This window comes from Mycetocola sp. BIGb0189 (assembly GCF_024810155.1).
In the GTDB taxonomy this organism is placed as follows: domain Bacteria; phylum Actinomycetota; class Actinomycetes; order Actinomycetales; family Microbacteriaceae; genus Mycetocola; species Mycetocola lacteus.
On record NZ_JANUED010000001.1, the window covers coordinates 120,206 to 146,154 of the forward strand.

Below are 25,949 nucleotides of genomic sequence, written 5' to 3' on the forward strand. Positions count from 1 at the left end.
GGGGCCATAAAACCGCATTGCACCGGCCGGGCAATATGCATCGCTCGACTGAATACCTGGAGAAGTTGATGATTGGACCTCCCGAAATTCCCGCGCGGCGGCCCGGTTGGGGATAGCCTGACCACAGCGATCAACCGAGGGCTAGCGAAGGGGAGCACCGGATGGAACTGGAGCGTCGTCACTTTCTGATTCTGGGTGCGCTGGCGCTCGCCGGATGTGCGCCGGTGACTAATCCCGGCCCGAGTGGATCGCCAAGCATTCTCCCGAGCTCGTCACCCTCACCCTCGGTCTCGGCCGGACCTCCGGACTGGGACGCGCTGGCTCAGAGCCTCGGCGACCGGCTGCTGCGCCCCGGCACCGACGCCTACCGCGCCGCCGTGCCCACCGAGATTCCCGTATACGACGGGGCCGCGCCGCCGGCGATTGTGCGCGCCCGGGACGCCGCCGACGTGGCCACCGCGGTGAGCTTTGCCGCCGCCTCGGGTCTGCACATCGCGACCCGCTCCGGCGGCCACAACTACGCGGGGTGGTCCAGCGGGGGCGGCGGAAACACCGGTCTGCCCGAGGAACTGGTGATCAACGTCCACGGTCTGAACTCGGTCGAGGTGGATCCGGGCACCGGTGTCGCCCGCATCGGTGCCGGCGCGCCCCTCGCGCTGGTCTACGAGAAGCTCGCGGCGGCGGGCCGGGCCATCGGCGGCGGCAGCTGCGGCTCGGTGGGCATCGGCGGCCTCGCGCTGGGCGGGGGAGTGGGTGTGCTTGCCCGCGCGTTTGGACTCACCAGCGATCAGGTGGCGGCGATCGAGATCGTGACCCCGGACGGAAAGACCCGCACCGTGGACGCCAACACCGATCCCGATATCTTCTGGGCCTGCCGCGGCGGGGGTGGTGGCTTGCTCGGCGTGGTTACCGCGTTCCACCTGAACACCAAGCCCGCGCCCGAGGTCACCATGTACTTCCTCTCCTGGGATGCCCGCAACGCCCCGGCGGTCATCGCCGCCTGGCAGGAGTGGGCCCCGCAGGCGGATCCGCAGCTGTGGTCCACGCTCAAGCTGCTGACCGGATCCACGCATCCGGGCGGGGCTTCGCTGAGTGTTTCGGGCACCTGGATCGGGCCGAATGGTGGACACGCCGCGGCCCTCGCCGGCCTGCTGGGTCGGGTTCCCGCGCCCACCCGTAACCAGGCAACCCGGCACGGCTATCTGGACGCGATGATGCGCTATGCGGGCTGCGCCGGATCCACCGCCGCCCAGTGCGTCTCGGGCCCGGGTGGCAAGCTCACCCGCACCTCGTTTGCCGCAACCTCGGGGATCGCAACCCGGGCGCTCACCGCCGCGGAGATCACCGCGCTGATCCAGGCCACCGAGGCCGTGGGAAAGGTGGCGGGGGTGACCGAGGGCGGGTTCTCCTTCGACGCGCTCGGCGGCCAGGCCAACGCTCTCGGTGCGGACGCCACCGCGTTTGGACACCGCGGCGCGCTGTTCAGCGCCCAGTACACGGCAAACTTTGCCGACGGAGCGAACCCCGATCCCTACCGCCAGGCCGTCCGCTCGCTGCGGGCGGTCACAACCCCGGCCTGGGGGCCCGGAGCCTACGTCAACTACCCCGACGCGAGCATCGAAAACCCGGCCACCGCCTACTTTGGCGACAACGCGGCCCGGCTGAAGAAGATCCGCGCGAGCGTCGACCCGCGCGGGGTTTTTCCCGCCTGGCAGCTGGGTTAGCCATCCTCATCGCCTAGAGTTCGCCCAGACTTGGGGAATTCGCGGCGTTCGAGGTGACGAAGCGCTCAAAAATCCGGTACGGTTATAGATCGACCCCGCGCCAGAGCGCAGGGTTTTGTGTAGCTGAATATAGAGGAGGCCTCCGATGGATATCGACCTCAGTGTGTTGAAACTGACCGAGCGGGAAACCGAAATCCCGTTTGATGAACTGGCGGGGATTATTGAGCAGGCCATCCTCACGGCCTACCTGAAGCACGTCACCCAGGAGGGCCAGGCCGAACCCTCGGCGCGCGTCCACCTGGACCGCAAGACCGGCCACGTCGCCGTGCTGCTGCACGAGCTGGACGAAGAGGGCGAGATCATCGGCGAGTCCGAGGCCGACCTCGACGACTTCGGCCGTATCGCCGCCTATGCGGCCAAGCAGGTGATTACCCAGCGTCTGCGCGACATCGCCGATGACGGCGTGCTGGGCGAGTTCAAGGACCGCGAGGGAGACATCGTTGCCGGTGTCATCCAGCAGGGCCCGAACCCCAAGATGATCCACATCGACCTCGGCACCGTCGAGGCGATCCTGCCCCCCGAGGAGCAGGTTCCGGGCGAGGACTACTCGCACGGTCGCCGCATCCGCGTCTACGTGACCGCGGTAGCCAAGGGCACCAAGGGCCCGCAGATCACCGTGTCGCGGACCCACCCGGGCCTCGTGCGCAAGCTGTTTGCACTCGAGGTTCCCGAGATCGCCAACGGCCTGGTCGAGATCGTCTCGCTGGCCCGCGAGGCCGGTCACCGCACCAAGATTGCCGTGCGCGCCACCGACTCCTCGATCAACGCCAAGGGTGCCTGCATCGGTGAGATGGGTCGCCGTGTGCGCGCCGTCAACGAGGAGCTGGGGAACGAGAAGATCGACATCGTCGACTACTCGCCGAACCTGCCGACCTTCGTGTCGAACGCACTGTCCCCGGCGAAGGTGTCCAGCGCCTTCATCCTGGATGAGTCGATCAAGGCCGTTCGCGCCCTGGTTCCCGACTTCCAGCTGTCGCTGGCCATCGGCAAGGAGGGTCAGAACGCACGACTCGCCGCCAAGCTGACCGGTGCCAAGATCGATATTCAGCCCGACAGCATTCTCGAAGGCGAATAACCACGGCTAAATCGCGGCGCTCGAACATCGGGCGCCGCGATCTTCGCCGAGCGCGAATCGCCGAGGAATGGCGAGAACCCACAAAGGGGGTAAGATGGAAGCCGTTAGAACGTGCGTTGGATGCCGTACTCGCGCCGCGCGATCCTCCCTGTTGAGGGTTGTGCTGCGGGGAAATGCGGTGGTTGTCGACGAGACTGCATCGCTCCCCGGACGTGGAGCCTGGGTGCATCCAACACTGCAGTGCTTCGGTACGGCAATCAAGCGACGGGCCTTCGGCCGGGCGCTGCGATTCACCGGAGTGCTGGACGTGCAAACCCTAGAGAACAGGCTGAATGGCTAATGGACAACTAATGAGCGGCTCGAAATGAGACCCGTCCGTTACTAATGGTCTGCCCACTGTCTGGGCAGGCCCAGACAGGAGAGAAGTGGCTGTAAAACAGCGCGTGCACGAAATCGCTGCAGAGCTGAACGTGGACAGCAAGGTAGCCCTTGCAAAGCTTAAGGAGCTTGGCGAGTTCGTCAAGTCCCCGTCCTCGACGATTGAACCCCCCGTAGTACGTAAGCTGCGCGAGGCACTCATCGCCGATGGTGCCGCCGGTGCGTCCGCACCCGCAGCAACCCCGGCTCCGGCCGCGGGCACCAAGCCCGCCGCCGCGAAGCCCGCAACCCCCGCCGCGGCAGCGCCCGCAGCAACCCCCGGTGCGGCAAAGCCCGCGGCCGCCAAGCCCGCCGCGGCAAAGCCTGCCGCCGCGAAGCCCGCGGCTGCAAAGCCCGCCGCCGCTGCCCCGGCAGCTCCGGCTGCCGCCAAGCCGGCGGCTGCAAAGCCCGCCGCAGAGGCCAAGCCCGCCTCGGCAAAGCCCGGTGCTGCAAAGCCCGCCGCGGCCAAGCCCGCAACCCCCGGTTCCGCGGCAAAGCCCGGCGCTCCGCGTCCGGGTAACAACCCGTTTGCCTCCTCGCAGGGTATGGGGCAGCAGCCTCCTCGCCCCGCGGGCACCCCGCGTCCGGGTAACAACCCGTTCGCTTCCTCGCAGGGTATGGGTCAGCGACCCACCCCCGGCAACATTCCCCGTCCGCAGGCTCCGCGCCCGCAGGCACCCCGTCCCGGTTCGCCGCGTCCCGGCGCTCCGCGTCCGGGTGGTGCCGGTCGTCCCGGCGGTGCCGGTGGCGGATTCCAGCGTCCCGGTGGCGGCGCGGGTCGTCCCGGTGGCTTCCAGCGTCCCGGCGGTGCCGGTGCTGGTGCCGGTGCGGGTGCTCCCGCAGCCGGTGGTTTCCAGCGTCCCGGCGGTGGCTTTAGCGGCCCCCGTCCCGGTGGCGGTGGCGGTCGTGGCCGTGGCCCCGGTGGTGGTACCGCCGGTGCGTTCGGTCGCGGTGGCGGCAAGAGCAAGGCACGGAAGTCGAAGCGGACGAAGCGGGCAGAATTCGAGCTACGGGAAGCCCCGTCGCTCGGTGGTGTCTCGGTTCCCCGTGGTGATGGATCGACCCCGATCCGTCTGCGCCGCGGTGCATCGATCGCCGACTTCGCCGACAAGATTGAGGCCCTGACCGGTTTCCCGGTTCAGCCCGGTAACCTCGTCACGGTGCTTTTCCACCTCGGTGAGATGGCAACCGCGACCGAGTCGCTGGATGAGGCCACCTTCGACGTGCTCGGTTCCGAGCTCGGCTACAAGATTCAGATGGTTTCCCCCGAGGACGAGGATCGCGAGCTGCTCGACGGCTTCGACATCGACCTGGACGGCGAGCTGGAGGCCGAGACCGAGGACATGCTTGAGGCGCGTCCGCCGGTTGTGACCGTCATGGGTCACGTTGACCACGGTAAGACCAGCCTGCTCGACGCCATCCGCAACGCGGATGTGGGTAAGGGCGAGGCCGGTGGAATCACCCAGCACATCGGTGCGTACCAGGTGCAGACCACCCACGAGGGCATCGAACGTAAGATCACCTTCATCGACACCCCGGGTCACGAGGCGTTCACCGCCATGCGTGCCCGTGGTGCTCAGGTCACCGACATCGCGATCCTCGTGGTCGCGGCGGACGACGGCATCATGCCGCAGACCGTTGAGGCCCTGAACCACGCCCAGGCAGCTAACGTGCCGATCGTGGTCGCGGTGAACAAGATCGATAAGGACGGCGCCAACTCGGCCAAGGTGCGTCAGCAGCTGACCGAGTACGGCCTGGTTTCCGAAGAGTACGGTGGAGACGTCATGTTCGTCGACGTCTCGGCTCGCAAGAACATCGGTATCACCGACCTGCTGGACGCCGTTCTGCTCACCGCAGACGCCGGCCTGGACATGCGTGCGAACCCCAACAAGGACGCCCGCGGTGTGGCCATCGAGGCCAAGCTGGACAAGGGTCGTGGTTCGGTTGCTACCGTGCTGATCCAGTCCGGTACCCTGCGCATCGGTGACGCCATCGTCGCCGGTACCGCCTACGGTCGCGTTCGTGCCATGGCCGACGAGAACGGCAACGCCGTTGCCGAGGCCGGTCCCTCGCGTCCGGTGCAGGTGCAGGGTCTCTCCAGCGTTCCGCGCGCCGGTGACACCTTCATCGTCACCGAGGAGGACCGTACCGCCCGTCAGATCGCCGAGAAACGTGAAGCCGCCGAGCGTAACGCTCAGCTGGCCAAGGCTCGCAAGCGCATCAGCCTGGAAGACTTCACCCGTGCACTCGAAGAGGGCAAGGTCGAGTCGCTCAACCTCATCATCAAGGGTGACGTTTCCGGTGCCGTTGAGGCCCTGGAAGAGTCGCTGCTCAAGATCGAGGTTGATGAGAGCGTGCAGCTGCGCATCATCCACCGTGGTGTGGGTGCGGTCACCGAGTCGGACGTCAACCTGGCGACCATCGACAACGCGATCATCATCGGCTTCAACGTCCGTCCGGACACCAAGGCCCGCGAGCGTGCAGCTCGTGAGGGCGTTGACATCCGCTTCTACTCGGTGATCTACAACGCCCTCGAGGACGTAGAGAACTCGCTGAAGGGTATGCTCAAGCCCGAGTACGAAGAGGTCCAGTCCGGTGTGGCCGAGATCCGCGAGGTCTTCCGCTCCTCCAAGTTCGGAAACATCGCTGGTGTTATCGTTCGCTCCGGTACGATCACCCGAAACGCCAAGGCTCGCGTTATCCGCGACGGCGTCGTGGTGGGCGACAACCTGGCCATCGAGTCGCTGCGTCGCTTCAAGGACGATGTCACCGAGGTCCGCACGGACTTCGAGGCCGGTATCGGTCTGGGCAAGTTCAACGACATTCAGATCGGTGACGAGATCGAGACCACCGAAATGAAGGAGAAGCCCCGCGTCTAATCCCGCAGGCTGACCCATACGACTCCGCCCCCGCACCTTCTGGTGCCGGGGGCGGAGTCGTTTAGCGGGGGTGGTTTCGCGTGTAGCCCCGCATCCTGTTGTGACCGCTAGCGCGCGACCACACAGCGCGCGAGAGAATCGAGCAGCGGCCCAAGATCATCATCTTCTCTCGCAATTCGGCTCACTTCGTTCAGCTCTTCGCCATGGATCGGGCGCCAGTCCAAGAGCCACCCAGCATCGAACGAGACCCGTGACCAGAAGAGTCGCTGTGTCCTGCCGTTTCCATCCCGAAACGGATGAAGGAAGTTCAACTCGTTGTAGTAATAGGCGAGCTTTTCTATGAATGAACCACGGCCCAGCCCGCGCAAATGGTCCTCGCCGGCCAAGCCCTCGAAGAGATTTTTGGCCCCACGTTCCACGAGCGCGTAGGGTGCGAACGATTCGCCAGTGCCTCGCGCAAAATCGATTTGTCTCGGCACACCGGCCCATGCAAATACGTCCTGAAACAGGTTGCGATGAAGTTCACACAGTTCGGCGAAGTCTCTCGTCGCAGCGACAAGGCGTTCGTTTTGAATCTGAATCGTGCGTGCGGTAGCGAGGTCGCTCTCGGCATCACGAAGTGCTTGATGGGTCCGAGCGCCCACAAGATTATGGAGCACCCGGGAAACGGGATCTATATACGGATCAGGCGCTTCCGACGAGTCCGAACCGAACACGGGTCTTCTCGACAAGCTCATCGGCGGTGATGGTACCGGCAACGTAGTCATCGCTGTCGTTTGCGAACGCCTGACTAACAATGAGGCCTTCAAGCAGGGCGCTGTGTGTTGCCTGGCTGACGATCATCTGACGATCATTTTGATCGGTCATCGCTGTCTCCCTCTGCAAAACTTGCGCCGGCTCATTAGCCTGGTGATGGCCGGTCTGGGTCCAGTGTATGTCAGGTTCGACGGGGAGATAGCCTCATTTGCGTGTCGCTCCCGACCACGCGCGGTGGGCCCGTGCGGTGCGGGTTGTTAGGGTCTCAATGCAACCGAGGCGTAGAGGCGGTTGAGGGATCGGGTGAAGACGGGGATGTAGTCGATGACCTCGGGAGAGACCACGACCTGGCCGCGCACACCCTCGTTCAGGGCGAGAGCCTCCAGCACAAACTGTTGCGGGTCGGTGTCGGGGACAAGTTCGCCGGTGTCGATGCCGCGCTGCACGATCGGCACCAGGGTCGCGAGAGAGGTTTCCAGGACGTGACGCAGGTGTCCGCTGGCGGGGCTGTCCTCCAGCAGGGCCTCACCGCTTAGGACCGCGCGGAAGCGCAGCAGTGCGGGCTCGTCGGCGGCCGAGGCGGCACCGGCGATCAGGCGGTCCATCAGGTCGCGCACGCTGGTCGCGGCCGAGGGGTCGTGGCGGGCGTAGGCGTCCTCGCGGTGGGCGACCACCGCGTTGAACAGGTTTTCCTTGCTCCCGAAGTGGTGGAGCACGCCCGCATCGGTGACCCCGACCTCCGCGGCGATCTTGGCCACGGTCGCCCGGGTATAGCCCACCCGGGCGAAGTGCTCGGCCGCAACCTCGATGATTCGCCGCTGCCGCTTGAGCCCGCTGGGGCGCGGGGTCTTGGCCGGAACCTTCGACTCAGACGTGCTCATCAAAACCTCTACTCGCTCGGGGACACCGATTCCGTGCCGGCCAGGACCCTCGTGACTGGCCGAGGGCTACCCCCGGGCCAGATCAGGCCGTGTCCAAAACGGAATACCGGATCCACGGTATCGAAGGGAACGTCGGTTCGGGAGGCCGCCACGGCGGCGGTGGACCGGGGCAGATCAAACGGTAAGGTTCCGTTCACCGGCTGATAACCAAAGATCGCATCCAGCACAATCTCATCCTCGACCCCGAAGGTCCCGAGCAGCGCGGTCGCCGCCTCGGCGATCTCGGGCAGCGCGGTGGGGCGCTCCAGATAGACGTCGATCACCGTGGGAACGGTGGCGCACAGCGTCAGCAGGTGTGAGAGCTGCGCGGGCGGAAACTCCAGCGCGCCGTCATGGAAAGCACCGGCGAGCAGGCCCTCGCGCTCCTCGAAGGGGGCGTCCACCCGGATAATCGCCAGGTCGGCCTCGGCCGGATCGGTGACCACCTCGCCATAGGCGGCGAGGGTTTCGGCGGGGATGCCCTCGGCGTAGAGTCGCATGCCCTCCCGGCCCGGCGCCTCACCGGTGAGCGCCACGACGCTTGCTCGGCGGGTGGCCAGGGCCACCGCCCGGTGCTCGGCGGTGGTCGCCGGGAACGCGGCCCGGGCAGGATCCACGTGCACGGGGGAGAGGCGCACCACCGAGTCCTCGGCGGAGGAAGCTTCCGCCTCGGTCAGCAGGCCCAGCGCCAGGCGGTCGGCGAGCACGCGGCGCACCGAGATATCCAGGCGTTCCTCGGTGACCTCCCCGGCGGCGACCGCCTCGATGATCAGGGCGGGATCGTCTTCGCCGCCAAGCTGGTCCACACCGGCGGCAAACAGGCGTCCCACCCGCTGGATCGGCGTCAGGTGTTCCACGCCCCAGGCGCGCACCGGCAGTTCGATCCCCAGCGCGGGCAGCCGCATTCCGGTGACCACGTTGAAATCGGTGACCACCAGGCCCTCGAACCCGAGCTCGCCGCGCAGCAGATCGGTGATGATCGAGTGGGCAAACGCAAAGCCCACGCTCTCATGCGGGGTGCCCAGCGGGGCCGCGTAGCCGGGCATGACCCGGGTGGCACCCGCGTCGAATGATGCCACAAACGGGCGCACGTGATCGTTGAAGCGTCCGCCCGGATAGACGGTGTGTGCACCCTCGGCAAAGTGCGAGTCGAGTCCGTCTCGCTGCGGCCCGCCACCGGGGAAGTGCTTGACCGTGGCGGCCACGCTGTGCGGGCCCAGGGTGTCGCCCTGCAGGCCGCGAACCCAGGCGGCGCTGATGCGTCCGGCACGCTCCGGGTCCTCGCCAAACGTGCCCGAGATGCGCGCCCAGCGCGCCTCGGTGGCCAGGTCCGCCATGGGGTGCACGGCCACGCTGATCCCGCACGCGCGCAGCTCCCGCGCCATCGCTCGCGCCGCCCGCTCGGTCAGGGACGGGTCATCGGCGGCGGCGAATCCGATTGGTTCGGGGAAGCGGCTGAGGCCCGAGCTCACCAACGCGGTCTGCACGTTGAAGCGCGACCCGTGACGCGGATCCGAGGCGACCTGCACGGGCAGCCCCAGGCGGGTGCGCGCGGCAAGGTCCTGGAGAGAATTGTGCCAGGTGGCGATGGCCTCGGCCGGAGGTGCGTTCATCAGCAGCACCGAGGAGATGCCCCGGTTCACGATCAGCTCGGTGGCCGGCACAAAACCAAAGGGTGCGGCCGGATCATCCCCCTCCCAGAGGCTCCCATCGGGGTTCGCGACGATCCGCGCCACACACAGGGCCGCGGCCTTTTCGGCGAGGGTCATCGAGGCGAGGATCCGCTCGATCAGGGGGATCTGGGTCATGCTGCTCCTTGAAATCGCGACGGCTGAATGACCGCCTCATGCCAGCCTAGGCAGCGGAGGACAAGCGCTGGCCGAAGTTAACTTAGTGGTCACTAAGTCTTATCCGGGATGTTAAGAAGCGCTGCTGAACTGAGCCCAACTTCACGAAAGGAAGCCCTCAGACATGTCCCTCCCCACCCCGTCCGGCACCGTCCCCATGCGCCGGATCCTCGCGTTCTCCCTCCTGGAGCTGGTCGCGTTGGGATCGCTCGCCACCCCGCTCGTCGTGGGCCTCTCGCTGCGCGTGCTGCAGCTCGTCCCGGAGAGCGGTAAGGAGGCCGGGCTTGCCGCGGTCACCGCCGCGGGAGCGATTGCAGCCCTGCTGTCCAATCCGATCTTCGGTTACCTCTCCGACCGCACCACCAGCCGATTCGGGCGCCGTCGCCCGTGGCTCGTGGCCGGAACCACCCTCGGCCTGCTGGGTGCGCTGATCGCGACCTTCGCGCCGAACCTGGCCGTGCTGGTGGCCGCCTGGGTGATCGCCCAGATCGGCTACAACGCCGCCCTCGCCTCGCTCAGCGCGCTGCTCGCCGATCAGATTCCCGAGCACCAGCGTGCCCGCGCCTCGGGTCTGTTTGGGGCGTTCGGATTCCTGGGACTCGTGCCCGCCCTGCTGGTGTCCACGATCTTCTCCGGGTCGATCCCGGTGATCATGCTGTTCATGCCGGTGGTGGCCGTGATCGTGACCGTGCTGGTGTGCTGGAAGATCCCCGACCCCGCCGTGGCTGCCTCGGCGGTGCCCAAGGTGCGTCTGCGTACGGTGTTTACCGCGATGTTTGTGAACCCGTTCACCTATCCGCTGTTCACCCTCGCCTGGATCCAGCGTTTCGCGATGCAGTTCGGCTACACCGTGGTGGGTACCTTCGGACTCTTCTACCTGATGCTGCGCCTGGGACTCGACGTCCCGCACGCCACCCCGCTGGTGACCCTGTCCACCCTGGTCGGGGCGACCCTCAACTTCGTGGCGGCCTTTGCCGGTGGCTACCTGGCCTCGCGCCGCGGCAACTACGTGCCCTTCCTGGTCGGATCGGCCGTGCTGCTGGCAATCAGCCTGATGATGAAGGCGTTCACCGACAGCCTCTCGGTCTTCTGGATCAGCACCGCCCTGGCCGGATTCGCCCTCGGCTGCTACTACGCGGTGGACCTGGCCATCGCCCTGCGCACGATCCCCGCCCGTGACGCCGGGCGCTACCTCGGTGTGTTCAACGTGGCCAAGACCCTGCCGCAGTCCCTGGCCCCGATTGCCGCCCCGCTGATCATCATGATCGGACACGGCGACCCGATTTCCGGCGGCGATAAGAACTATGCCGCCCTCTATATCGTGGCCACCGTGCTGGTGCTCGGCTCGCTGATCACCGTGCCGTGGCTGCTGCCCGCGCTGCGTCGAGGCAAGACCGAGCAGGCCGCCGCCGGAGTGGGCACCGACGTTCCCGCCGCCGAGGTGCGCGCATGAGTCACGAACGCATCGCCCTGAGCGCGACCTTTAACACCCGTGAAACCGCCGGGTTGCCGGTGCGGGGTGGGGGAGTGATTCGTCCCAACGTGCTGTGGCGCTCGGATGCGGTCCCCGTACTCACCGAGGCGGACCTTGCGCTCCTGGATGGCCGGCTGCACACGGTGATCGATCTGCGCAGCGAGACCGAGCGCGCGAGCCTGCCGAGCGCACTCGAGGCGATTGCCCGCGAGCTACACCGGATCGATTTGGCCGCCGGTGCCCTGCCGAGTGGAGGTGCTTCCGGCGAGGAGGATCCCACCGCGGCGATGCTCGCGCAGATTCCCTCGCTGGAGACGCTGTATCGGGGCATCCTGACCGAGGCCGGGCCGGTGATCGCCGAGATCGCCCGTGCGGTCATCGCCGCGGCCCCGCACGGGGCCACGCTGATCCACTGCACCGCGGGAAAGGACCGCACCGGCGTGAGCGTCGCGTTGCTGCTCGACGCGGTGGGCACCGAGCGCGCGGCCGTGGTCGAGAACTACGCGCAGACCGCCGAGAACCTGGCGGGGGAGTGGGCCGAGCGGATGTTCGCCGCGATCACCGCACACGGTGTTCCGCTGACCGAGGGGATCCGCGCACTGGTATCGGCCAGTCCCGCGGAGGTTATGGCGGAACTGCTGGTGGGCCTGGACGCCGAGTATCCCGACGCTTCCTCCGGGGCTCGCGGATACCTGGCGGTCCACGGCCTGACCGAGGCCGAACTGGCCGAGCTGGATGCGGCCCTGGTCGCACCCACCCTCACCGGACCCGCGTGTGCGGGTTATATTTCGGGGGTGTCGCTGCTCTAGACTGGGGGTTGCCCGATCGAGTTCGTCGATGGGGAGGCAAGGAGATCATCATGGCTAACCCCCGCGCAAAGAAGCTGGCAGACCGTATCAAGGAGGTCATCGCCAAGCGACTGGACAAGGGACTACGCGATCAGCGACTCGGCTTTGTCACCATTACCGATGTGCAGGTGACCGGTGACCTGCAGCACGCCTCCGTGTTCTACACGGTGTACGGCAGCGACGAGGAGCGCGCGGACAGCGCCAAGGCCCTCGAGCGCGCCAAGGGCATGCTGCGCACCGAGGTTGGCCGTAACATCAACTCGCGGCTGACCCCGTCGCTGGAGTTCATCCTGGATGGTATTCCGGAGAACGCCAAGCACATCGAGGACCTGCTGCGTGAGGCGCACGAGCGCGACACCGCGACCAGCGCCCAGGCATCCACCGCACAGTACGCCGGCGAGGCCGACCCGTACGTGAAGCCCCGCGAAACCGAAGAGGACTAGTCCTCATCCAACAAAACCCCGCATCCGAGAAATCGGATGCGGGGTTTTTGTGTGGGTGGGTTATGGGGTAACCAGCACCTTGACCTCGAGGCCGGTGAGCGAGGCGGCGAAGGCGTCGGCCGCGCGCTCGAGCGGGAAGGTGTTGGTGATGATGATGTCCTCGTCCACGCCACCGGCGGCGATGATCTCGATCGCCTCGGCATAGTCCTCGGCCAGGTAGGTGGCCGCACCCTGCAGCTTCACCTGCATGTCCTGCATCGCGGGCAGCGGGACGGTGACCGGACGCTGGGGCACGCCCACAACCACCACGGTGCCACCCTTGCCGGTCAGGGCGAAGGCGGAGTCGATGGTCGGCTGGATCGAGACGCAGTCGAAGACCACGTCGGCGGTCTCGCCGAAGAACTCGTGGATGTCGGCGACCAGGGTCGGGGAGGCGGCGTCGAAGACGGCGTCGGCACCGGCCTTGAGGGCGTGCTCACGCTTCTGCTCAAGCATGTCGGTCATCACCACGGCGCGGGCACCGTGGTACTTGGCGGCGGCCAGCACGAGCAGGCCGATGGTGCCGCCACCGAGCACGGCGACGGTCTTGCCGGTCAGGTCGCCGGCCAGACGCACGGCGTGAACCGGGGTGGCCAGCGGCTCGATGATCGCGGCCTGCTTGTCCGTCATTCCGGCGGGGACGATGTGCAGGCGGTCGGCGGGCACGGTGAACAGGTCGGCCATGCCGCCCTCGCGGAAACCGCAGCCGAAGAAGCCGAGGTTGTCACAGATGTTCTCGCGGCCGGTGCGGCACATCTTGCACTCGCCACAGGGGAGGGTGGGCTCGGGGGTTACCCGGTCGCCGACCTTCACGTTGGTGACGGCCGATCCCACGGCCTCGACGATGCCCACAACCTCGTGGCCGGGGTAGTACGGGGGCTTCATGACGGGGTGGTGGCCGCGCAGAGCGTGGGTGTCCGAGCCGCACACACCCGAGACGAGCAGCGAGACCAGGGCCTCGTCCTCCAGAACCTCGGGAACGGGTTCGACAACGATCTCAAGGGTGTCTACGTCGCTGACTTTGACCCGACGACGGGTGGATTCGCTGATGCTCATGGTTTCCTTCGACATTGAATGTGAAAACGGTGTGTTTGTAGTATAGCTACATTTTAGGCCCGGGGAACCATCGGATCGAAAAATATTCGGAGATTGGCAATTTATCCAAAATGACGGATCAAAACCCCGTATTTGCGGGAATTATTGCCGATTGTTCGGACGAAGCGACGCGGATTTGGGGGAGTGCTACCTAGGCGTTCGCGTCGGTGAGCTTTACATCTACGTAGTCTTGCTACATAATCGCTTCCAGGGCAGCGAAAGGCCGCGAAATTCGGCAGTGAATCGATCTTAGTTCAGCGCCGCCCCGACTATCTCACCGGCGAGATGCGCTCCCCAGCACCCGCCGGTCACAACGAAGTGAAGGAGCACTGGGTACCCATGAACACACTTGGATCTTTCCCGCGCTGGACCAAGCGCGCGGCCGGAATCGCCACGATTATGGCCGTGGCCATCGGGTTGAGCGCCTGCTCATCCGCGGCCGATGACAACAAGCCCGCCGCGGGCGGAGAAAAGGGCGACGTCCTGCTGGTGCAGGGCATCCGTAGCCTCTCCAACTCCTACCACGCCAACTGGGCCGCCGGCGGTGACCTGTTCGGTGAGAGCGTTGACAAGAAGGTCATCGTGCTCTCCGATGAGGCCGACTCGCAGAAGCAGCTTTCGCTGGTGAAGGGCCTCGCGGCCAAGGGTCAGGTCTACGCGCTGAACATCGACCCCAACACCTCCTCGGACACCGAGGCCATCGTGCGTGCGGTGACCGAGGCCGGCGGCTACGTCGTGACCCAGTGGAACAAGCCCGACGACCTCAACCCGTGGGACATCGGCGACCACTGGGTCGCCCACATCGCCTTCGACGGCACCGGCATCGGCAAGGACGTCTCGCAGACCCTGTTCGACTCGATGGGTGGCGAGGGTGGCATCATCGCCCTCCAGGGAATCCTCGACAACAAGCCGGCCAAGCAGCGCTTTGCCGGTCTGCAGGAGGCCCTGAAGGCCAACCCGGGCATCACCCTGCTGGATGACCAGACCGCCAACTGGAGCCGCACCGAGGCCCTCTCGGTGACCCAGACCCTGCTCGCCAAGCACGGCGACAAGGTCAAGGGTGTCTGGGCCGCCAACGATGAGATGGCCCTCGGCGCCCTGGAGGCGCTGAAGGCCGCGGGAATGGCCGGCAAGGTGCCGATCATCGGCTTCGACGCGGTTCCGCAGGCCCTGGATGAGATCAAGAGCGGCACCAATAAGTACGTTGCCACCGTCTCGACCGACCCGTGGTGGCAGGGTGGTGCGGCGCTCTCGCTGGCCTATAAGGCCGCGACCGGCGAGATCGACGTCTCCAAGCTCAGCCACGACCAGCGTGCGTTCTACGCCGAGCAGTCGATCGTGACCAAGGACAATGTCGAGAAGTTCACCCAGGCACCGACCCTGGAGGCGCTGAAGCCCGACCTGGACGACCCGTTCAAGCGCTTCTCCGCTCCGATCAACTAAGCCCGATTAGCTAAGGAATTTCATGTCTCAATCCGGTCCCCAGGTTGCGGACGCTCCCGCCACCGGCACCCCCTCGCGGACCCCTGGTCCGACGCCCCCGGATCCCACCACTCCCGGCACCCTGGCCCGGGTACGCGGCCTGATCGGCGGCGGGGGCCCGGCGGTCGCGCTGGTGGTGTTGATCGCGTTCTTCTCGATCGCCACCCCCAACTTCTTCTCCGTCTCCAACGCGTCGAGCCTGCTGAGCCAGCTCTCGATTCTGCTGGTCATCTCGATCGGCCTCACCTTTGTCATCCTGCTGGGCAGCCTGGACCTCTCGGTGGAGGGCGTGATGGCCTCCTCCTCGCTGGTGTTTGTGCTGCTGGCCAGCAACGATCGAAACGATCTGAGTCTCGGTTTTATCGCGCTCATCGCCGGGGTGCTCACCGGCTCGCTGTTTGGCCTGCTGAACGGTGTGCTGCACGTCTACCTGCGGGTTCCCTCCTTCATGGTGACCCTGGGTACCGGCGCCATCGGCGTGGGTCTGGCCACCGTGCTGTTCGGTGGCCGGGCTCCGCGCCTGATGGATGACGGCCTGCGCGGGCTGGGCTTTGGCAACTTCGGGATCTTCCCCAAGCTCGCCCTGATCGCCATCCTGGTGCTGATCGTGGCCCTGCTGGTGCAGAAGTTCACCCGCGTGGGCCGCTACGGCTACGCGATCGGTGGCGACGAGCCGGTGGTACGCCTGTCCGGTGTCAACGTCGAGCGCTATAAGGTGCTCTCGTTTGTCCTGGCCGGAACCGGATCGGGAATCGCCGGCGTCATGGCCGCGATGCAGCTCGGTGTGGGCGACGTCTCGATCGGTGCGGGCTTCCAGTTCACCGCGATCACCGCTGTGGTTCTCGGCGGCACTGCCCTGGTGGGTGGCATCGGCGGCGTGGGCAAGACCCTGGTGGGTGCGGCGATCATCACCGTGCTGGCCAACGGCCTGATCCTGTTGGGTGTCAACCCGTACGTACAGATTTCCGTGCAGGGCCTGGTCATCGTGGTGGCCGTGGTCGCGACCGGTTGGTCGCTGCGCAAGCGAGTAAGGGCGATTAAGTAATGACCGATACGGTACTGGAGGTTCGTAACCTCCGTAAAGAGTTCCGCGGGGTTGTGGCCCTGGACGACATCTCCTTCGAGCTGCGCCGCCACGAGGTGGTGGGCCTGATCGGCGAGAACGGTGCGGGCAAGTCGACCCTGCTGAAGGTGCTCTCGGGCATCTACAAGCCCGACGGGGGAGAGATCCTGCGTGAGGGCAAAAAGGTGACGTTCCGCACCGCGGCCGAGTCCGCCGCGGCGGGTATCGGGATGGTGCACCAGGAGCAGTCGCTGGTGACCTCGATCTCGGTGGCCGAGAACATCTTCCTCGGGGTCGAGGGAGCCGGAGTGGCCGCGGGTGTCTACCGCTGGGGCACGCTGCGCAAGCTCGCCCAGGATCAGCTGGACAAGATCGGCTCGCCGATCTCCCCGAAGACCAAGGTCGAGCACCTGACCTTTGCCGAGCGCCAGATGGTGGAGCTTGCGAAGGCCCTCTCGGTCGAGGAACGCGCAGATTCCGAGCCGGTGATCGTCCTGGACGAGCCCACCAGCGTACTCGAGGGCGACGAGCTGGAAGTGCTCTTTGACCAGATCGATCGCCTGCGCAAGTTCGCCTCGATCGTTTTTGTCTCGCACCGCCTCGACGAGGTGCTCCGGGTCTCCGACCGCGTCTACGTGTTCAAGGACGGCCAGTGTGTGGCCGTGCGCGACCGCTCCGAGGTCGACGTGGACGAGCTGCACCGCCTGATGGTGGGCCGCGAGAGCACGGCCGAGTTCTACCACGAGGCCAAGCAGACCGCCGTGACCGGCGAACCGGTCCTGATGGAGGTCTCAAACCTCGGCAAAACCAAGGCGTTTGAGGATGTGAACTTCACGCTGCGGGCCGGCGAGGTGGTGAGCATCACCGGCGTGCTGGGCTCGGGCCGCGAGGAGCTCTCCCGCGTCCTGTTCGGGGCCGAGGGCTTCGACCAGGGCTCGATCACGCTCGGTGGCAAAGCCATCGGGCTGCGCTCGCCGGTGGAGGCCGTGCGCGCGGGCATCGGGTACATTCCGGCCGAGCGCCGGATCGAGGGTATCGCCCAGGGACTGTCGGTTCAGGAGAACATTTTCCTCGCCGATCCGTCCACCGTGAGTGCCGGGCCGTTCCTCAAGCCCCGCGCCGCCGCGGCCGCCGCCGATGAGTGGATCCGCAAGCTCAAGATCAAGACGCCGAACCGCGGCACCAACATCTCCAACCTCTCCGGCGGTAACCAGCAGAAGGCGGTGCTGGCCAAGTGGCTGACCTCGCCCCGGCTGAAGGTGCTGATCCTGGACCACCCCACCCGAGGACTCGATGTGGGGGCCAAGGAGGACGTGTACGGCTTCATTCGTGAGCTGTGCGCCCGCGGCATCGGCGTGATCCTGCTCGCCGACACCCTCGAAGAAACCATCGCGCTCAGCCACACCATCCTCGTGATGCGTGACGGCCGGGTGCAGCAGACCTTCGACGCACACCCCGGGAACAAGCCCCGGCCCGTCGATCTTGTGGAAGGAATGGTCTAGGCCATGGCGATACTCACCCCGACCCGCCCGCGTCAGGCGGCGGCCTCCGGCGTCACCGTGAAAGACCGGATCATCGCGGTCTTCCCCCTGCTGGTGCTGATCGTCCTGGTGCTGCTGGTGCTGACCCAGCAGCCCAACTTCCTGAGCTTGGCCAGCGTGCGTGGCCTGCTGGAGAGCATGGCCCCGATCCTGCTGCTGGCCATCGGGCAGACCTTCGTGATCCTCACCGGCGGCATCGACCTGTCCTTTGCCGTGGTGTCCTCGCTGAGCACCGTGCTCCTGGCGCTGTGGCTTCCGGATATGGGCGTAGGCGCGCTGATCCTGGTCCCGATCCTCGCCTGCCTGACCGGTGTGCTCACCGGAACCGTGGTCGCGTTTGCCCAGATCCCCTCGTTCATCGTGTCGCTCGGCGCGATGGGCCTGTGGACCGGTGTGGCGCTCACGCTCTCCTCGGCCTCGACCATCCGCATCTCGGCGGGCTATGACGTGATCGGCTGGGTCACGGACATGCGCATCGCCGGACTGCCGGTGTCGGCGCTGCTGGCGATCCTGCTGGCGATCCTCATCTCGGTCGCCATCCGGGTTCTCAACCGCGGTCGCGCCCTGCACACGATGGGCCTCGCCGAGAACGCCCTGCTGATGTCGGGCAACCCGACCCGTGCCTACCGCATCCTCGCGTTCGCGCTGTGCGGTCTGTTCTCGGGTCTCGCCGGTGTGGTGCTGGCCTCGAGCCAGTACTCGGGCGGCCCCTCGCTCGGTGACACCCTGATGCTGCCCGCCATTGCGGCGGTGGTGATCGGTGGCAACGCGATCACCGGTGGTGTGGGTGGCCCGCTGAAGACCCTGGTGGGTGCGCTGATCATTGTGGTGCTGCGCGTGGGCCTGAACGCGATCGGCATCGACCCGGCATACGAGCAGATCATCTACGGCGCGGTCATCATCGGCGCCGTGGTGCTCACGATCGACCGCTCCCGCCTCGGCATCGTCAAATAGCCCCTCATATTCGAAGGAGAATCATGACCAAGACACCCCGCCTGATCGATCACATCGGCATCCTGGTGGAAAACCTGGAGGAGTCGATTGTGGCCTGGGAAAAGGCCACCGGCTACACCTTCGGTCCGATCGGCCGCTACCGCACCGAGCGCTGGCGCGACCACAGCGATGCCACCCCGCACCCGCACGACGCCCGGATCTCCTTCTCTGCCGAGGGCCCGCCCTTCATCGAGCTGATGGAGTTCCACGGCGAGGGCACCCACTCGGCCACGGAGGGCGAGGGCTTTCACCACTTCGGATTCCTCGACTATCCCGAGGTCGAGTCGAAGATGGCGGAGCTGGCCGAGGCCGGCATCGGCCACGACGGTGAATCGCTGGATGAGGGCGGCCGCCCGATCCTCTGGTTCACCGAGAAGCGCGACCTGAACGGCATCCGCCTGGAGTTCGTCGCCGCGACCCCGCAGCCCGTGGTGGCCGACGACGGCTCCGAGCTCGCCGAATCCCTGGTGACCCTGCCCGCGGGCTGGACCGACCAGGACTAGCACCGAACGCACGGAACGCCCGCCGCTGATCAGTCAGCGGCGGGCGTTTCGTGGTTCCCGACTAGTTGGCGGTGGCCTCGGCGATGGCGCGGGTGAGGCGTTCGCGCTCGCGGATGATCCAGTCGCCCACCGGGTAGTTGAGTCGGAAGGCCTCGGCGAATTCGACCGGGTCCTCGCCCACGATGGCGGCGACCGGGGTGCCGTCGGCAGCCGCGGTCTCAAACAGGTCGGCGAGGTCCTCCAGCATGAGCATCAGTTCGGATCCCTTACCCGGACCGAAGTACATCAGGTAGCGCTCCAGCGCGTCGATGCTGGCCCGGTACGGCTGCGGAAGGGGGGCGGTGCGGGCCTTATAGGTGCGGTAGCGCTTTTTCTCATCGATCATTTTTGATACAAACATGTTCCTGTCCCTTAGTCGTTGCGGAGGTGATCGAGCCGCCCGGACAGGAAGGTCCAGGCGGTCCAGAATTCTTCGAGGTAGGTGTTCCCGCTCGCATTAAGCGTGAATACCTTGCGGGGCGGACCCTTCTCGGAGGGGCGCTTCTCGATATCGACGAGCCCCTTCTGTTCGATCCGCACCAGCAGCGCATAGATCGTGCCCTCGGCGATCTCGGTGAACCCCTCATCGCGCAGCCGCGCGGTGATCTCATACCCATAGGCGGGTTTCTCGGTGAGGATCGCCAGCACGATGCCCTCCAGCGTGCCCTTCAGCATCTCGGTCATCAGCTTGGCCATCGGCATCCTCTCGGTACTCAGTGTTGCTATCTACTAGTACATAGTAACGTTAAGTACCGAACATGCAAGGGGTGATTTCGGCTCGTGGTGTCGCGGACGTCGGGCGTAGGCTGACGGGAGTGGCCGCGGAAGTCTCGCGGCGGGAGAGGACACCATGCTTGCAGTTCACGCCGACCGCCCGGGCGGTCCCGAGGTTTTGACCGCGACCGAGACCGAGCGCCCCACACCCGGGCCCGGAGAGGTCCTGATTCGGGTGCTGGCGGCCGGGCTCAACCGTGCCGACACCCTGCAGCGCGAGGGGCACTATCGTGTGCCGGCGGGCGCCACCGACATCCTGGGGCTCGAGGTCTCCGGAAGCGTGGCCGCACTGGGTGAGGGCGTCGCCGACGATGAGCGGGCCCCCTCGGTGGGCGAGCCGGTCATGGCCCTGCTGGCCAGCGGCGGATACGCCGAATTTGTGAGTGTGCCGGTGGGGCAGGTCCTGCCGATCCCCGAGCGGATCGATCCGGTGCACGCCGCCGGGATCCCCGAGGTGGCCGCCACCGTGGTCTCCAACCTCAACCTGGTGGGTAGATTCCAGCCCGGAGAGACCGTGCTCATCCACGGCGCGACCGGCGGCATCGGGGTCTTCGCGATCCAGCTGGTGCACGCCCTGGGTGGAAAGGTGGCGGTGACCGCGAGTAGCACCGCCAAGCTTGAACAGGCGCGACTGCTGGGGGCGCAGATCCTGATCAACTATCGGGAGCAGGACTTCGCCGAGGTGATGGCCGAGCACGGCGGCGCCGATATTATCCTCGACACCGTGGGTGGGAGCTACCTGGAGCGCAATGTCCAGGCACTGCGCCGCGGCGGCCGGATCGTGACCATCGCCGTGCAGGGTGGCGCACGTGGTGAACTCGACTTCGGGGCGCTGATGACCAAAAAGGCGAGCGTTTCGGCAACCACGCTGCGGGATCGATCCGTGGCCGAGAAGACCGAGATTATCGACGCCGTGCGCCGGATCGTCCTGCCGCTGCTGGAATCGGGCCAGGTGCGACCGGTCACCGACTCGATCTATCCGCTCGCCGAGGTGGCCGCGGCCCACGCCCACTTCGACACCGGCACCCACCTGGGCAAGGTGCTGCTGGACTGCCGCGTGGGCGAGTAGGGTCCCGCAAAAGCTAAACAGCACTGCCCGCACACCTCGGGGTGTGCGGGCAGTGCTGTTTGGCGAACGACTATGCGGCCTGGTTGGCAGACTTCCTGACGTTGCTCAGGACGCCGGACAGGGCGAAGGCCAGGATTCCGGCAATCGGCACCACCAGTAGGCCGAAGCGCAGCGAGGAGTTGTCGGCGATCAGGCCCACCAGCGGTGGTGAGACCAGGAAGCCCAGTCGCATCAGCCAGGACACCACGGTAACGCCGGTTCCGGCGCGCAGCCCCGGAAGCTCATCGGCCTGCTGCATCGCCGCGGGAACGAGCGTCGCGACACCGAATCCGGCGGCGGCGAATCCGGCGATCGTCCCGGGAATGCTGGGGAAGGCGAGGGCGGTACCCATGCCGATCGCGGTGATCAGGCCACCCACGCGGGCCACGTTGCGCTGGCCGAAACGGTCCACCAGGCGGTCGCCCAGCAGGCGTCCGATGAACTGGGCCCCCACGAGCGCCACGAAACCGGTGGCGGCAATCGCCGCCGGGGCGCCGAGGTTGTTGCCCAGGTAGACGGCGGCCCAGGTGGACCCGGCATCCTCCACCAGTGTTCCGGCAATCGCGATCACCACGAGCGCCACCACCATAAAGATCAGGCGCGGGCTGAGCGCCGAGCGCAGCTTCGAGGTGGTTTCCTCACCCACCGGGTTGGCCACCAGGCCCGCATCCTCATCCTTGCCGGGCAGGCAGAAGCGCAGCGCGACGATCGCGACCACCGAGAACAGGATGCCGGAAATGGTCAGGTGCACCGAGCGCGGCAGCCCCAGGGCGATCGCCCCGGCGGCCATGCCGCCGCCCAGCACCGCGCCGATCGACCACACCGCGTGGAACGAGTTGATGATCGAGCGCCCGAATCGGCGCTGCACCCGCAGGCCGTGGGTGTTCTGGCCCACATCGGTGATCGAGTCCATCGCCCCGGCAAAAAACAGTGCGGCGGCAAACAGCGGGAACGTGGGGGAGAAGCCGACCAGGATCGTGCCCAGGGCGGTCAGAATGGTGCCGATTGCCGCGGCACGAGCCGAACCCAGTCGGCGGATGATCGTGGCGGCGGCCAGCCCGGCGATGATCGCCCCGGCGGGGAACGCGGCGATCGCCAGCCCGTAGGCGGCGTTATCCAGCGCGAGGTCGGCCTTGATGCCCGGGTAGCGCGGCACCACGTTGGCAAACAGCGCACCGTTGGTGAGGAACAGGACCGCCACGGCGATGCGCGCGCGGCGCACCTCCGGGGTGGGGATCGAAGTCTGAGTCTTTTTCACGGGAGCTTTCGTCTGTCGGTCGAGGGGATGCCTGATGAATCGTCTACGTGGCGGCACATTAGCATCCACCGGGTGGTGTGGGGGAATGCTGTCAGCTGGGTGATGGTCGATTGCGCAGGATGGACAGGGGCCACGGGCGGCGCTCGCCGCGTACCTGTCCAAAATCGATTCCCGCCAGGTCGGCATCCAGTCGATCCGCGCCGGTGAAGTGGTGCGTTTGTAGGCCCAGGGTGTTCGCGGTCTCGATGTTATCGTGGCGGTCATCGATGAACAGGGTTTCCCGCGGCGTGGTTTCGGTCACGGCCAGCGCCGTTTCAAAGATCTGCGTCCCGGGTTTGACCATCCGCAGCTCGCAGCTGAACAGCATGAGCGAGAAAATCTCCCGCATCGCCGCGAATCTGCTCACCGCATCGGCGAGGTCCTGCGGGGCATTGGAGAGCAGGGTGAGGCGGGCACCACGGCGGTGGGCATCCCGGAGCGCCTCGAGGGTGTCGAAGTTCAGGTGGATATTGCCGGCCAGATCCAGGCGACGCAGCTCGGCGAGTTCCTCGGCGGAGGCTGGGCGGCCCAGTACCTCGGCCCAGTATTCGTGGGCGTGCTGTCCGCGATCGTACTCCTCGCGAAAGCGCCAGTAGCGTTCGTGGAAGTCGCCGGGGGCCATGCCGACTAGGGCGGCCATTCCGGCCGCGGCGAGTGCGGGTTGGGCCACGCAGATTACCTCGCCATAGTCCACAAGCAGGTGTGTTGTCATCGGCGGTTGCCGTCCTTCCCGATCACAAAATGCGATCGAGTAATCATCCTATATGTTCGAATGAACATGTCAAATGACCGCAGCGTGAATGTGTCCGGCCCGCCAATGTGCGGAAGTCGCGATACTTCCGCAGGGAATTGGGCTCGATTCCTTTCAAACGAACATTTTGGGTGTATCTTTGGCTCATGAGCGGAAACACTCGGCACGAAGCCATCCTGGAAACCCTGCAGTCCCGCGGACGCGTGGAAGTCGGCGAGGTTGCCTCGCGCTTCTCGGTCTCCGAGGTGACCGTGCGTCGCGACCTCGACCAGCTTGCCCAGGCGGGCATCCTGCGCCGGGTGCGCGGAGGCGCGGTGAGTGTGCGCATGCGCGGGGAGGGCATGCCCTTTGCGATGCGCCGGCTGGAATCCTCCGGGGCCAAGGAACGCATCGCGATCGCCGCGGCCGATCTGGTGGTGGACGGCGAGGCCGTCTGCGTGGATAGCGGCACCACCGGAGCGGAGCTTGCGCGGCAGCTGGTGAACCGTCGGTTGACGATTATGCCCTTTAGCGTGCAGGCACTTACCGCCCTCGCGGGGAGCACCTCCGCACGTATTCTGCTGCCCGCCGGCGCGGTGAATCCCGACGAGGGGGCAATCGTGGGGCCGCTGGTGGAACAGTCCCTGCGGGGGCTGCGCTTTGACACGGTGTTTCTCAGCTGCTGTGGCGCATCCCTCGATGAGGGAGTGACGGCCCATGATCTGGAGGATGCGGCCGCCAAGCGGGCGATGCTCGCCTCGGGACGACGAGTGGTGCTGATCGCCGAGGGGGCCAAGTTCGGCCGCTCGGCCATGTCGATCACCTGCTCGCTGCGTGACATCGACGTGGTGGTCACCGACGAGTCGGCCCCCGTGGACGTGCTGGATCAGCTGCGTGCCGAGGGTATCGAGGTCATCGTCGCCTAGACACTCTGTCCACCCACAAAAATGGGCCGCAACGCGTGTGCGTTGCGACCCATTTTCGAGGGCTCCCTAGTCGAACGAGGCGGAACCCGAATCGGTTTCGCCGTCGCTCATTCGGGCGTAGCCGGCCAGGCCCGCCTTCATCGCCTCGAAGTCGGCAAAGTGGGCCTCGCCGCGGCGTAGCGACACCGCGGTCGAGAGGATATCGATCACCACGAGTCCCGCCAGCCGGCTGACCGTGGGTGTGTAGATATCCGTGTTTTCGAAGGTTTTGGCCACGATTTTGACGTCGCACACCCGCATCATCGGGGTGTCATCGTCCCCGCTGATGCCGATCACCGTGGCACCGCGTGAGCGCGCCATCTCGGCCACCCGCATGGTTGAGCGGGTTCGCCCGGTGTTGGAGATGACCACAAACGTGGTCTCGGGATCGGTCATCGCCGCGGCCATGAACTGCTGGTGTGTGTCGCTCGGGGCGCTGCACGGGATCCCGAACAGCTGCGCCTTTTGCAGCGCATCCTGGGCGATCAAGCCCGAGGCCGAGAGGCCGATGAACACCAGCGCGCGCGAGCCGAGGATCGCGGTGACCGCCTGCTCCATCTGATCCGGGTCGAGGAAACGACGCGAACGGTCGATGCTGGAGATCGTCTGGTCGAAGATTTTGCTCGCCAACTCGGCCACCGAATCGCCCCGGTTCATCGCCGATTCTACCGAGGGAACCCCGAGAATCAGCGCCTGGGCGAGGGCCAACTTGAAGGCCTGGAACCCGTCGAAGCCGAGTCCGGTGCAAAAGCGCATGACCGTGGGCTCGGATACCCCGGCCCGGGCGGCCACCGCGGACATCGAGGATTCCATCACGAAGGTGGGGTCCTCGGTGACCAGTTCGGCGACCTTGCGTTCGGACTTACGCAGAGAATCGAGAGACTCTTTCAGACGCTCAAAGAGTGATGTTTGCGAGGTGCTCTCCATCCTATGCATCCTAGTGCTATTGCCCGGTGAGCGCGGCAAGAAGGTTCTCCACGGCGGCCTCGGCGGCGCGCTGAGTGCTCGCCCCGGTGAACGCGCCGATATGCGGGGTGAGGACCGTGTGCGGGTGCGAGAGCACCGCGTCCAGGACCGGGGGTTCGGTTGCGAACGCATCCACCGCGTAGGCGGTCAGGGTCCCGTCGGCGTAGGCATCCAGCACCGCCGCGTGGTCCACCAGGGCGGATCGAGCGGTGTTGATCAGCACGCTCCCGGTGGGCAGCAGCGCGAGCTGGTCGCGGCCGACCAGCGCGGTCCCGTCGGCGGGCGGGGGCGCGTGCAGGGTCACCACGTTGGACACCCGGAACAGGGTGGCCAGGTTGACCAGTTCCACGCCCTCGGGTGCCTCGGTCACAAACGGATCAAACGCCACCACGCGCCCGCCCAGCTGCAGGATCGTGGCGGCCACGTGGCGACCGATCGCCCCAAACCCGACGATGCCGACGGTCACCTCGGCGACCTCGCGTCCCCGCGTGCGGGCCCAGCCGCCCTCGTGCAGCAGCGTGTTGGCGGCGGGGATCTGGCGCAGCGATCCGAGGATCAGTCCCAGGGCCAGCTCGGCCACACCGCGGGCGTTGGCCCCGCGTGCGGTCTCGACCCGGATGCCCCGGGCGGAGGCCGCGGCGAGGTCGATCGCATCGGCCCCGGCCCCGTTGCGGCTGATCACCCTGAGGTTTCCGGCGGCCGCCAAAGTCTCGGCGTCGATGGGCTCCACCCCGGCGATCCAGCCGTCGATATCGCCCACCAGGTCGCGTAGCTCGGCCGCCTCGGGCTGGCGCCCGGCCGGGCCCGAGACGATCTCGAATCCGGCCGCGCGCAGCGGTTCAAGCAGCGGATGGGTGGCCGCGTCCTCGGCGGTCAGCGAGCGTGGGGTCACCAGAATCTTTCCGGGCATC

Annotated in this window: 25 protein-coding genes; 14 read left to right on the forward strand and 11 right to left on the reverse strand. The window is 66.5% G+C overall.

The window, feature by feature from the left end:
• Positions 1–161: 161 nt before the first annotated feature.
• The 4 genes from M2390_RS00505 (at position 162) to infB (ending at position 6,155) form a co-directional block, all read left to right on the forward strand.
• Positions 162–1,724 (forward strand): FAD-binding oxidoreductase, encoded by a 1,563-nt coding sequence (locus M2390_RS00505; RefSeq protein ID WP_259176264.1) that lies wholly within the window; start codon positions 162–164, stop codon positions 1,722–1,724.
• 145 nt (positions 1,725–1,869) lie between these two features.
• Positions 1,870–2,859 (forward strand): transcription termination factor NusA, encoded by a 990-nt coding sequence (gene nusA, locus M2390_RS00510; protein ID WP_121688368.1) that lies wholly within the window; start codon positions 1,870–1,872, stop codon positions 2,857–2,859.
• A 94-nt stretch (positions 2,860–2,953) separates the two neighbouring features.
• Entirely contained in the window at positions 2,954–3,199 is a 246-nt protein-coding gene (locus tag M2390_RS00515) for a YlxR family protein (RefSeq protein WP_081863830.1), read from the forward strand.
• 85 nt (positions 3,200–3,284) lie between these two features.
• A complete protein-coding gene (infB, locus tag M2390_RS00520) occupies positions 3,285–6,155 on the forward strand; it encodes a translation initiation factor IF-2 (protein ID WP_259176266.1) in 2,871 nt (956 codons plus the stop codon).
• Between the two features lie 107 nt (positions 6,156–6,262).
• Here infB and M2390_RS00525 read toward each other — a convergent pair whose 3' ends face one another.
• The 4 genes from M2390_RS00525 to M2390_RS00540 form a co-directional block, all read right to left on the reverse strand.
• Positions 6,263–6,871, reverse strand: coding sequence for a Fic family protein (locus tag M2390_RS00525; RefSeq protein WP_259176268.1), 609 nt, complete (start codon positions 6,869–6,871; stop codon positions 6,263–6,265).
• Entirely contained in the window at positions 6,840–7,022 is a 183-nt protein-coding gene (locus tag M2390_RS00530; RefSeq protein WP_259176269.1) for a hypothetical protein, read from the reverse strand. The genes M2390_RS00525 and M2390_RS00530 overlap by 32 nt, the downstream gene beginning before the upstream one ends.
• Positions 7,023–7,168: 146 nt before the next feature.
• Positions 7,169–7,792, reverse strand: a complete 624-nt coding sequence (locus tag M2390_RS00535) for a TetR/AcrR family transcriptional regulator (RefSeq protein ID WP_259176270.1) — start codon at positions 7,790–7,792, stop codon at positions 7,169–7,171.
• 8 nt (positions 7,793–7,800) lie between these two features.
• On the reverse strand, positions 7,801–9,639 hold the full coding sequence (locus M2390_RS00540; protein WP_259176271.1) for a glycoside hydrolase family 3 protein: 1,839 nt from the start codon (positions 9,637–9,639) through the stop codon (positions 7,801–7,803).
• Positions 9,640–9,802: 163 nt separating this feature from the next.
• Between M2390_RS00540 and M2390_RS00545 the strand changes: the two genes are divergently transcribed.
• From M2390_RS00545 to rbfA, 3 genes are read left to right on the forward strand one after another with little or no spacing between them, the layout of a single operon-like run.
• Positions 9,803–11,131 (forward strand): MFS transporter, encoded by a 1,329-nt coding sequence (locus M2390_RS00545; RefSeq protein ID WP_259176272.1) that lies wholly within the window; start codon positions 9,803–9,805, stop codon positions 11,129–11,131.
• The gene (locus tag M2390_RS00550) at positions 11,128–11,961 is read left to right on the forward strand and encodes a tyrosine-protein phosphatase (protein ID WP_259176273.1); all 834 of its coding nucleotides are present in this window, start codon (positions 11,128–11,130) and stop codon (positions 11,959–11,961) included. Before M2390_RS00545 ends, M2390_RS00550 begins: the two co-directional genes overlap by 4 nt.
• Before the next feature lie 50 nt (positions 11,962–12,011).
• A complete protein-coding gene (gene rbfA / locus M2390_RS00555) occupies positions 12,012–12,443 on the forward strand; it encodes a 30S ribosome-binding factor RbfA (RefSeq protein WP_030142927.1) in 432 nt (143 codons plus the stop codon).
• Between the two features lie 60 nt (positions 12,444–12,503).
• Here rbfA and M2390_RS00560 read toward each other — a convergent pair whose 3' ends face one another.
• Positions 12,504–13,538 (reverse strand): zinc-binding dehydrogenase, encoded by a 1,035-nt coding sequence (locus M2390_RS00560; RefSeq protein WP_259176277.1) that lies wholly within the window; start codon positions 13,536–13,538, stop codon positions 12,504–12,506.
• A 378-nt stretch (positions 13,539–13,916) separates the two neighbouring features.
• On the opposite strand from M2390_RS00560, the gene M2390_RS00565 reads away from it, so the two are divergent.
• The 5 genes from M2390_RS00565 to M2390_RS00585 are packed head-to-tail and all read left to right on the forward strand — an operon-like array spanning position 13,917 to position 19,159.
• Entirely contained in the window at positions 13,917–15,020 is a 1,104-nt protein-coding gene (locus tag M2390_RS00565; RefSeq protein ID WP_259176280.1) for a sugar ABC transporter substrate-binding protein, read from the forward strand.
• A 22-nt stretch (positions 15,021–15,042) separates the two neighbouring features.
• A complete protein-coding gene (locus M2390_RS00570) occupies positions 15,043–16,104 on the forward strand; it encodes an ABC transporter permease (protein ID WP_259176282.1) in 1,062 nt (353 codons plus the stop codon).
• Positions 16,104–17,624: a sugar ABC transporter ATP-binding protein gene (locus tag M2390_RS00575; protein ID WP_259176284.1), complete on the forward strand. Its 1,521-nt coding sequence runs from the start codon at positions 16,104–16,106 to the stop codon at positions 17,622–17,624. Before M2390_RS00570 ends, M2390_RS00575 begins: the two co-directional genes overlap by 1 nt.
• A gap of 3 nt (positions 17,625–17,627) precedes the next feature.
• On the forward strand, positions 17,628–18,617 hold the full coding sequence (locus M2390_RS00580) for an ABC transporter permease (RefSeq protein WP_259176286.1): 990 nt from the start codon (positions 17,628–17,630) through the stop codon (positions 18,615–18,617).
• 23 nt (positions 18,618–18,640) lie between these two features.
• Positions 18,641–19,159, forward strand: coding sequence for a VOC family protein (locus M2390_RS00585; RefSeq protein ID WP_259176288.1), 519 nt, complete (start codon positions 18,641–18,643; stop codon positions 19,157–19,159).
• 61 nt (positions 19,160–19,220) lie between these two features.
• Here M2390_RS00585 and M2390_RS00590 read toward each other — a convergent pair whose 3' ends face one another.
• Together M2390_RS00590 and M2390_RS00595 are read right to left on the reverse strand one after the other, a co-directional pair.
• The gene (locus M2390_RS00590) at positions 19,221–19,559 is read right to left on the reverse strand and encodes a DUF1048 domain-containing protein (RefSeq protein ID WP_259176289.1); all 339 of its coding nucleotides are present in this window, start codon (positions 19,557–19,559) and stop codon (positions 19,221–19,223) included.
• A gap of 11 nt (positions 19,560–19,570) precedes the next feature.
• Positions 19,571–19,894, reverse strand: coding sequence for a PadR family transcriptional regulator (locus M2390_RS00595; RefSeq protein ID WP_121688353.1), 324 nt, complete (start codon positions 19,892–19,894; stop codon positions 19,571–19,573).
• Positions 19,895–20,048: 154 nt separating this feature from the next.
• Here M2390_RS00595 and M2390_RS00600 point away from each other — a divergent pair, with 154 nt between their 5' ends.
• Positions 20,049–21,041 (forward strand): NAD(P)H-quinone oxidoreductase, encoded by a 993-nt coding sequence (locus M2390_RS00600; protein WP_259176293.1) that lies wholly within the window; start codon positions 20,049–20,051, stop codon positions 21,039–21,041.
• Positions 21,042–21,111: 70 nt separating this feature from the next.
• Here M2390_RS00600 and M2390_RS00605 read toward each other — a convergent pair whose 3' ends face one another.
• Both M2390_RS00605 and M2390_RS00610 read right to left on the reverse strand, forming a co-directional pair.
• Positions 21,112–22,338 (reverse strand): MFS transporter, encoded by a 1,227-nt coding sequence (locus tag M2390_RS00605; protein ID WP_259176294.1) that lies wholly within the window; start codon positions 22,336–22,338, stop codon positions 21,112–21,114.
• Between the two features lie 91 nt (positions 22,339–22,429).
• Complete coding sequence (locus M2390_RS00610; protein ID WP_259176295.1) at positions 22,430–23,089, reverse strand: HAD family phosphatase; 660 nt, start codon at positions 23,087–23,089, stop codon at positions 22,430–22,432.
• A 185-nt stretch (positions 23,090–23,274) separates the two neighbouring features.
• Here M2390_RS00610 and M2390_RS00615 point away from each other — a divergent pair, with 185 nt between their 5' ends.
• The gene (locus M2390_RS00615; RefSeq protein WP_259176297.1) at positions 23,275–24,033 is read left to right on the forward strand and encodes a DeoR/GlpR family DNA-binding transcription regulator; all 759 of its coding nucleotides are present in this window, start codon (positions 23,275–23,277) and stop codon (positions 24,031–24,033) included.
• A 66-nt stretch (positions 24,034–24,099) separates the two neighbouring features.
• On the opposite strand, the gene M2390_RS00620 is transcribed toward M2390_RS00615, so the two are convergent.
• The gene (locus M2390_RS00620) at positions 24,100–24,999 is read right to left on the reverse strand and encodes a MurR/RpiR family transcriptional regulator (RefSeq protein WP_259176298.1); all 900 of its coding nucleotides are present in this window, start codon (positions 24,997–24,999) and stop codon (positions 24,100–24,102) included.
• A 16-nt stretch (positions 25,000–25,015) separates the two neighbouring features.
• Positions 25,016–25,948: an NAD(P)-dependent oxidoreductase gene (locus M2390_RS00625; protein WP_259176299.1), complete on the reverse strand. Its 933-nt coding sequence runs from the start codon at positions 25,946–25,948 to the stop codon at positions 25,016–25,018.
• Position 25,949 lies beyond the last annotated feature (1 nt).

Bases quoted from the DNA above. Each gene is read 5' to 3' on its own strand.
- nusA (WP_121688368.1), top strand. From the start codon at position 1,870: ATGGATATCGACCTCAGTGTGTTGAAACTGACCGAGCGGGAAACCGAA.
- M2390_RS00505 (WP_259176264.1), top strand. From the start codon at position 162: ATGGAACTGGAGCGTCGTCACTTTCTGATTCTGGGTGCGCTGGCGCTC.
- M2390_RS00540 (WP_259176271.1), bottom strand. From the start codon at position 9,639: ATGACCCAGATCCCCCTGATCGAGCGGATCCTCGCCTCGATGACCCTC.
- M2390_RS00625 (WP_259176299.1), bottom strand. From the start codon at position 25,948: ATGCCCGGAAAGATTCTGGTGACCCCACGCTCGCTGACCGCCGAGGAC.
- M2390_RS00565 (WP_259176280.1), top strand. From the start codon at position 13,917: ATGAACACACTTGGATCTTTCCCGCGCTGGACCAAGCGCGCGGCCGGA.
- M2390_RS00580 (WP_259176286.1), top strand. From the start codon at position 17,628: ATGGCGATACTCACCCCGACCCGCCCGCGTCAGGCGGCGGCCTCCGGC.
- rbfA (WP_030142927.1), top strand. From the start codon at position 12,012: ATGGCTAACCCCCGCGCAAAGAAGCTGGCAGACCGTATCAAGGAGGTC.
- M2390_RS00600 (WP_259176293.1), top strand. From the start codon at position 20,049: ATGCTTGCAGTTCACGCCGACCGCCCGGGCGGTCCCGAGGTTTTGACC.
- M2390_RS00575 (WP_259176284.1), top strand. From the start codon at position 16,104: ATGACCGATACGGTACTGGAGGTTCGTAACCTCCGTAAAGAGTTCCGC.
- M2390_RS00570 (WP_259176282.1), top strand. From the start codon at position 15,043: ATGTCTCAATCCGGTCCCCAGGTTGCGGACGCTCCCGCCACCGGCACC.
- M2390_RS00545 (WP_259176272.1), top strand. From the start codon at position 9,803: ATGTCCCTCCCCACCCCGTCCGGCACCGTCCCCATGCGCCGGATCCTC.
- M2390_RS00595 (WP_121688353.1), bottom strand. From the start codon at position 19,894: ATGGCCAAGCTGATGACCGAGATGCTGAAGGGCACGCTGGAGGGCATC.
- M2390_RS00560 (WP_259176277.1), bottom strand. From the start codon at position 13,538: ATGAGCATCAGCGAATCCACCCGTCGTCGGGTCAAAGTCAGCGACGTA.
- M2390_RS00590 (WP_259176289.1), bottom strand. From the start codon at position 19,559: ATGTTTGTATCAAAAATGATCGATGAGAAAAAGCGCTACCGCACCTAT.
- M2390_RS00515 (WP_081863830.1), top strand. From the start codon at position 2,954: ATGGAAGCCGTTAGAACGTGCGTTGGATGCCGTACTCGCGCCGCGCGA.
- M2390_RS00530 (WP_259176269.1), bottom strand. From the start codon at position 7,022: ATGACCGATCAAAATGATCGTCAGATGATCGTCAGCCAGGCAACACAC.
- M2390_RS00610 (WP_259176295.1), bottom strand. From the start codon at position 23,089: ATGACAACACACCTGCTTGTGGACTATGGCGAGGTAATCTGCGTGGCC.
- M2390_RS00535 (WP_259176270.1), bottom strand. From the start codon at position 7,792: ATGAGCACGTCTGAGTCGAAGGTTCCGGCCAAGACCCCGCGCCCCAGC.
- M2390_RS00615 (WP_259176297.1), top strand. From the start codon at position 23,275: ATGAGCGGAAACACTCGGCACGAAGCCATCCTGGAAACCCTGCAGTCC.
- M2390_RS00585 (WP_259176288.1), top strand. From the start codon at position 18,641: ATGACCAAGACACCCCGCCTGATCGATCACATCGGCATCCTGGTGGAA.
- M2390_RS00620 (WP_259176298.1), bottom strand. From the start codon at position 24,999: ATGGAGAGCACCTCGCAAACATCACTCTTTGAGCGTCTGAAAGAGTCT.
- M2390_RS00550 (WP_259176273.1), top strand. From the start codon at position 11,128: ATGAGTCACGAACGCATCGCCCTGAGCGCGACCTTTAACACCCGTGAA.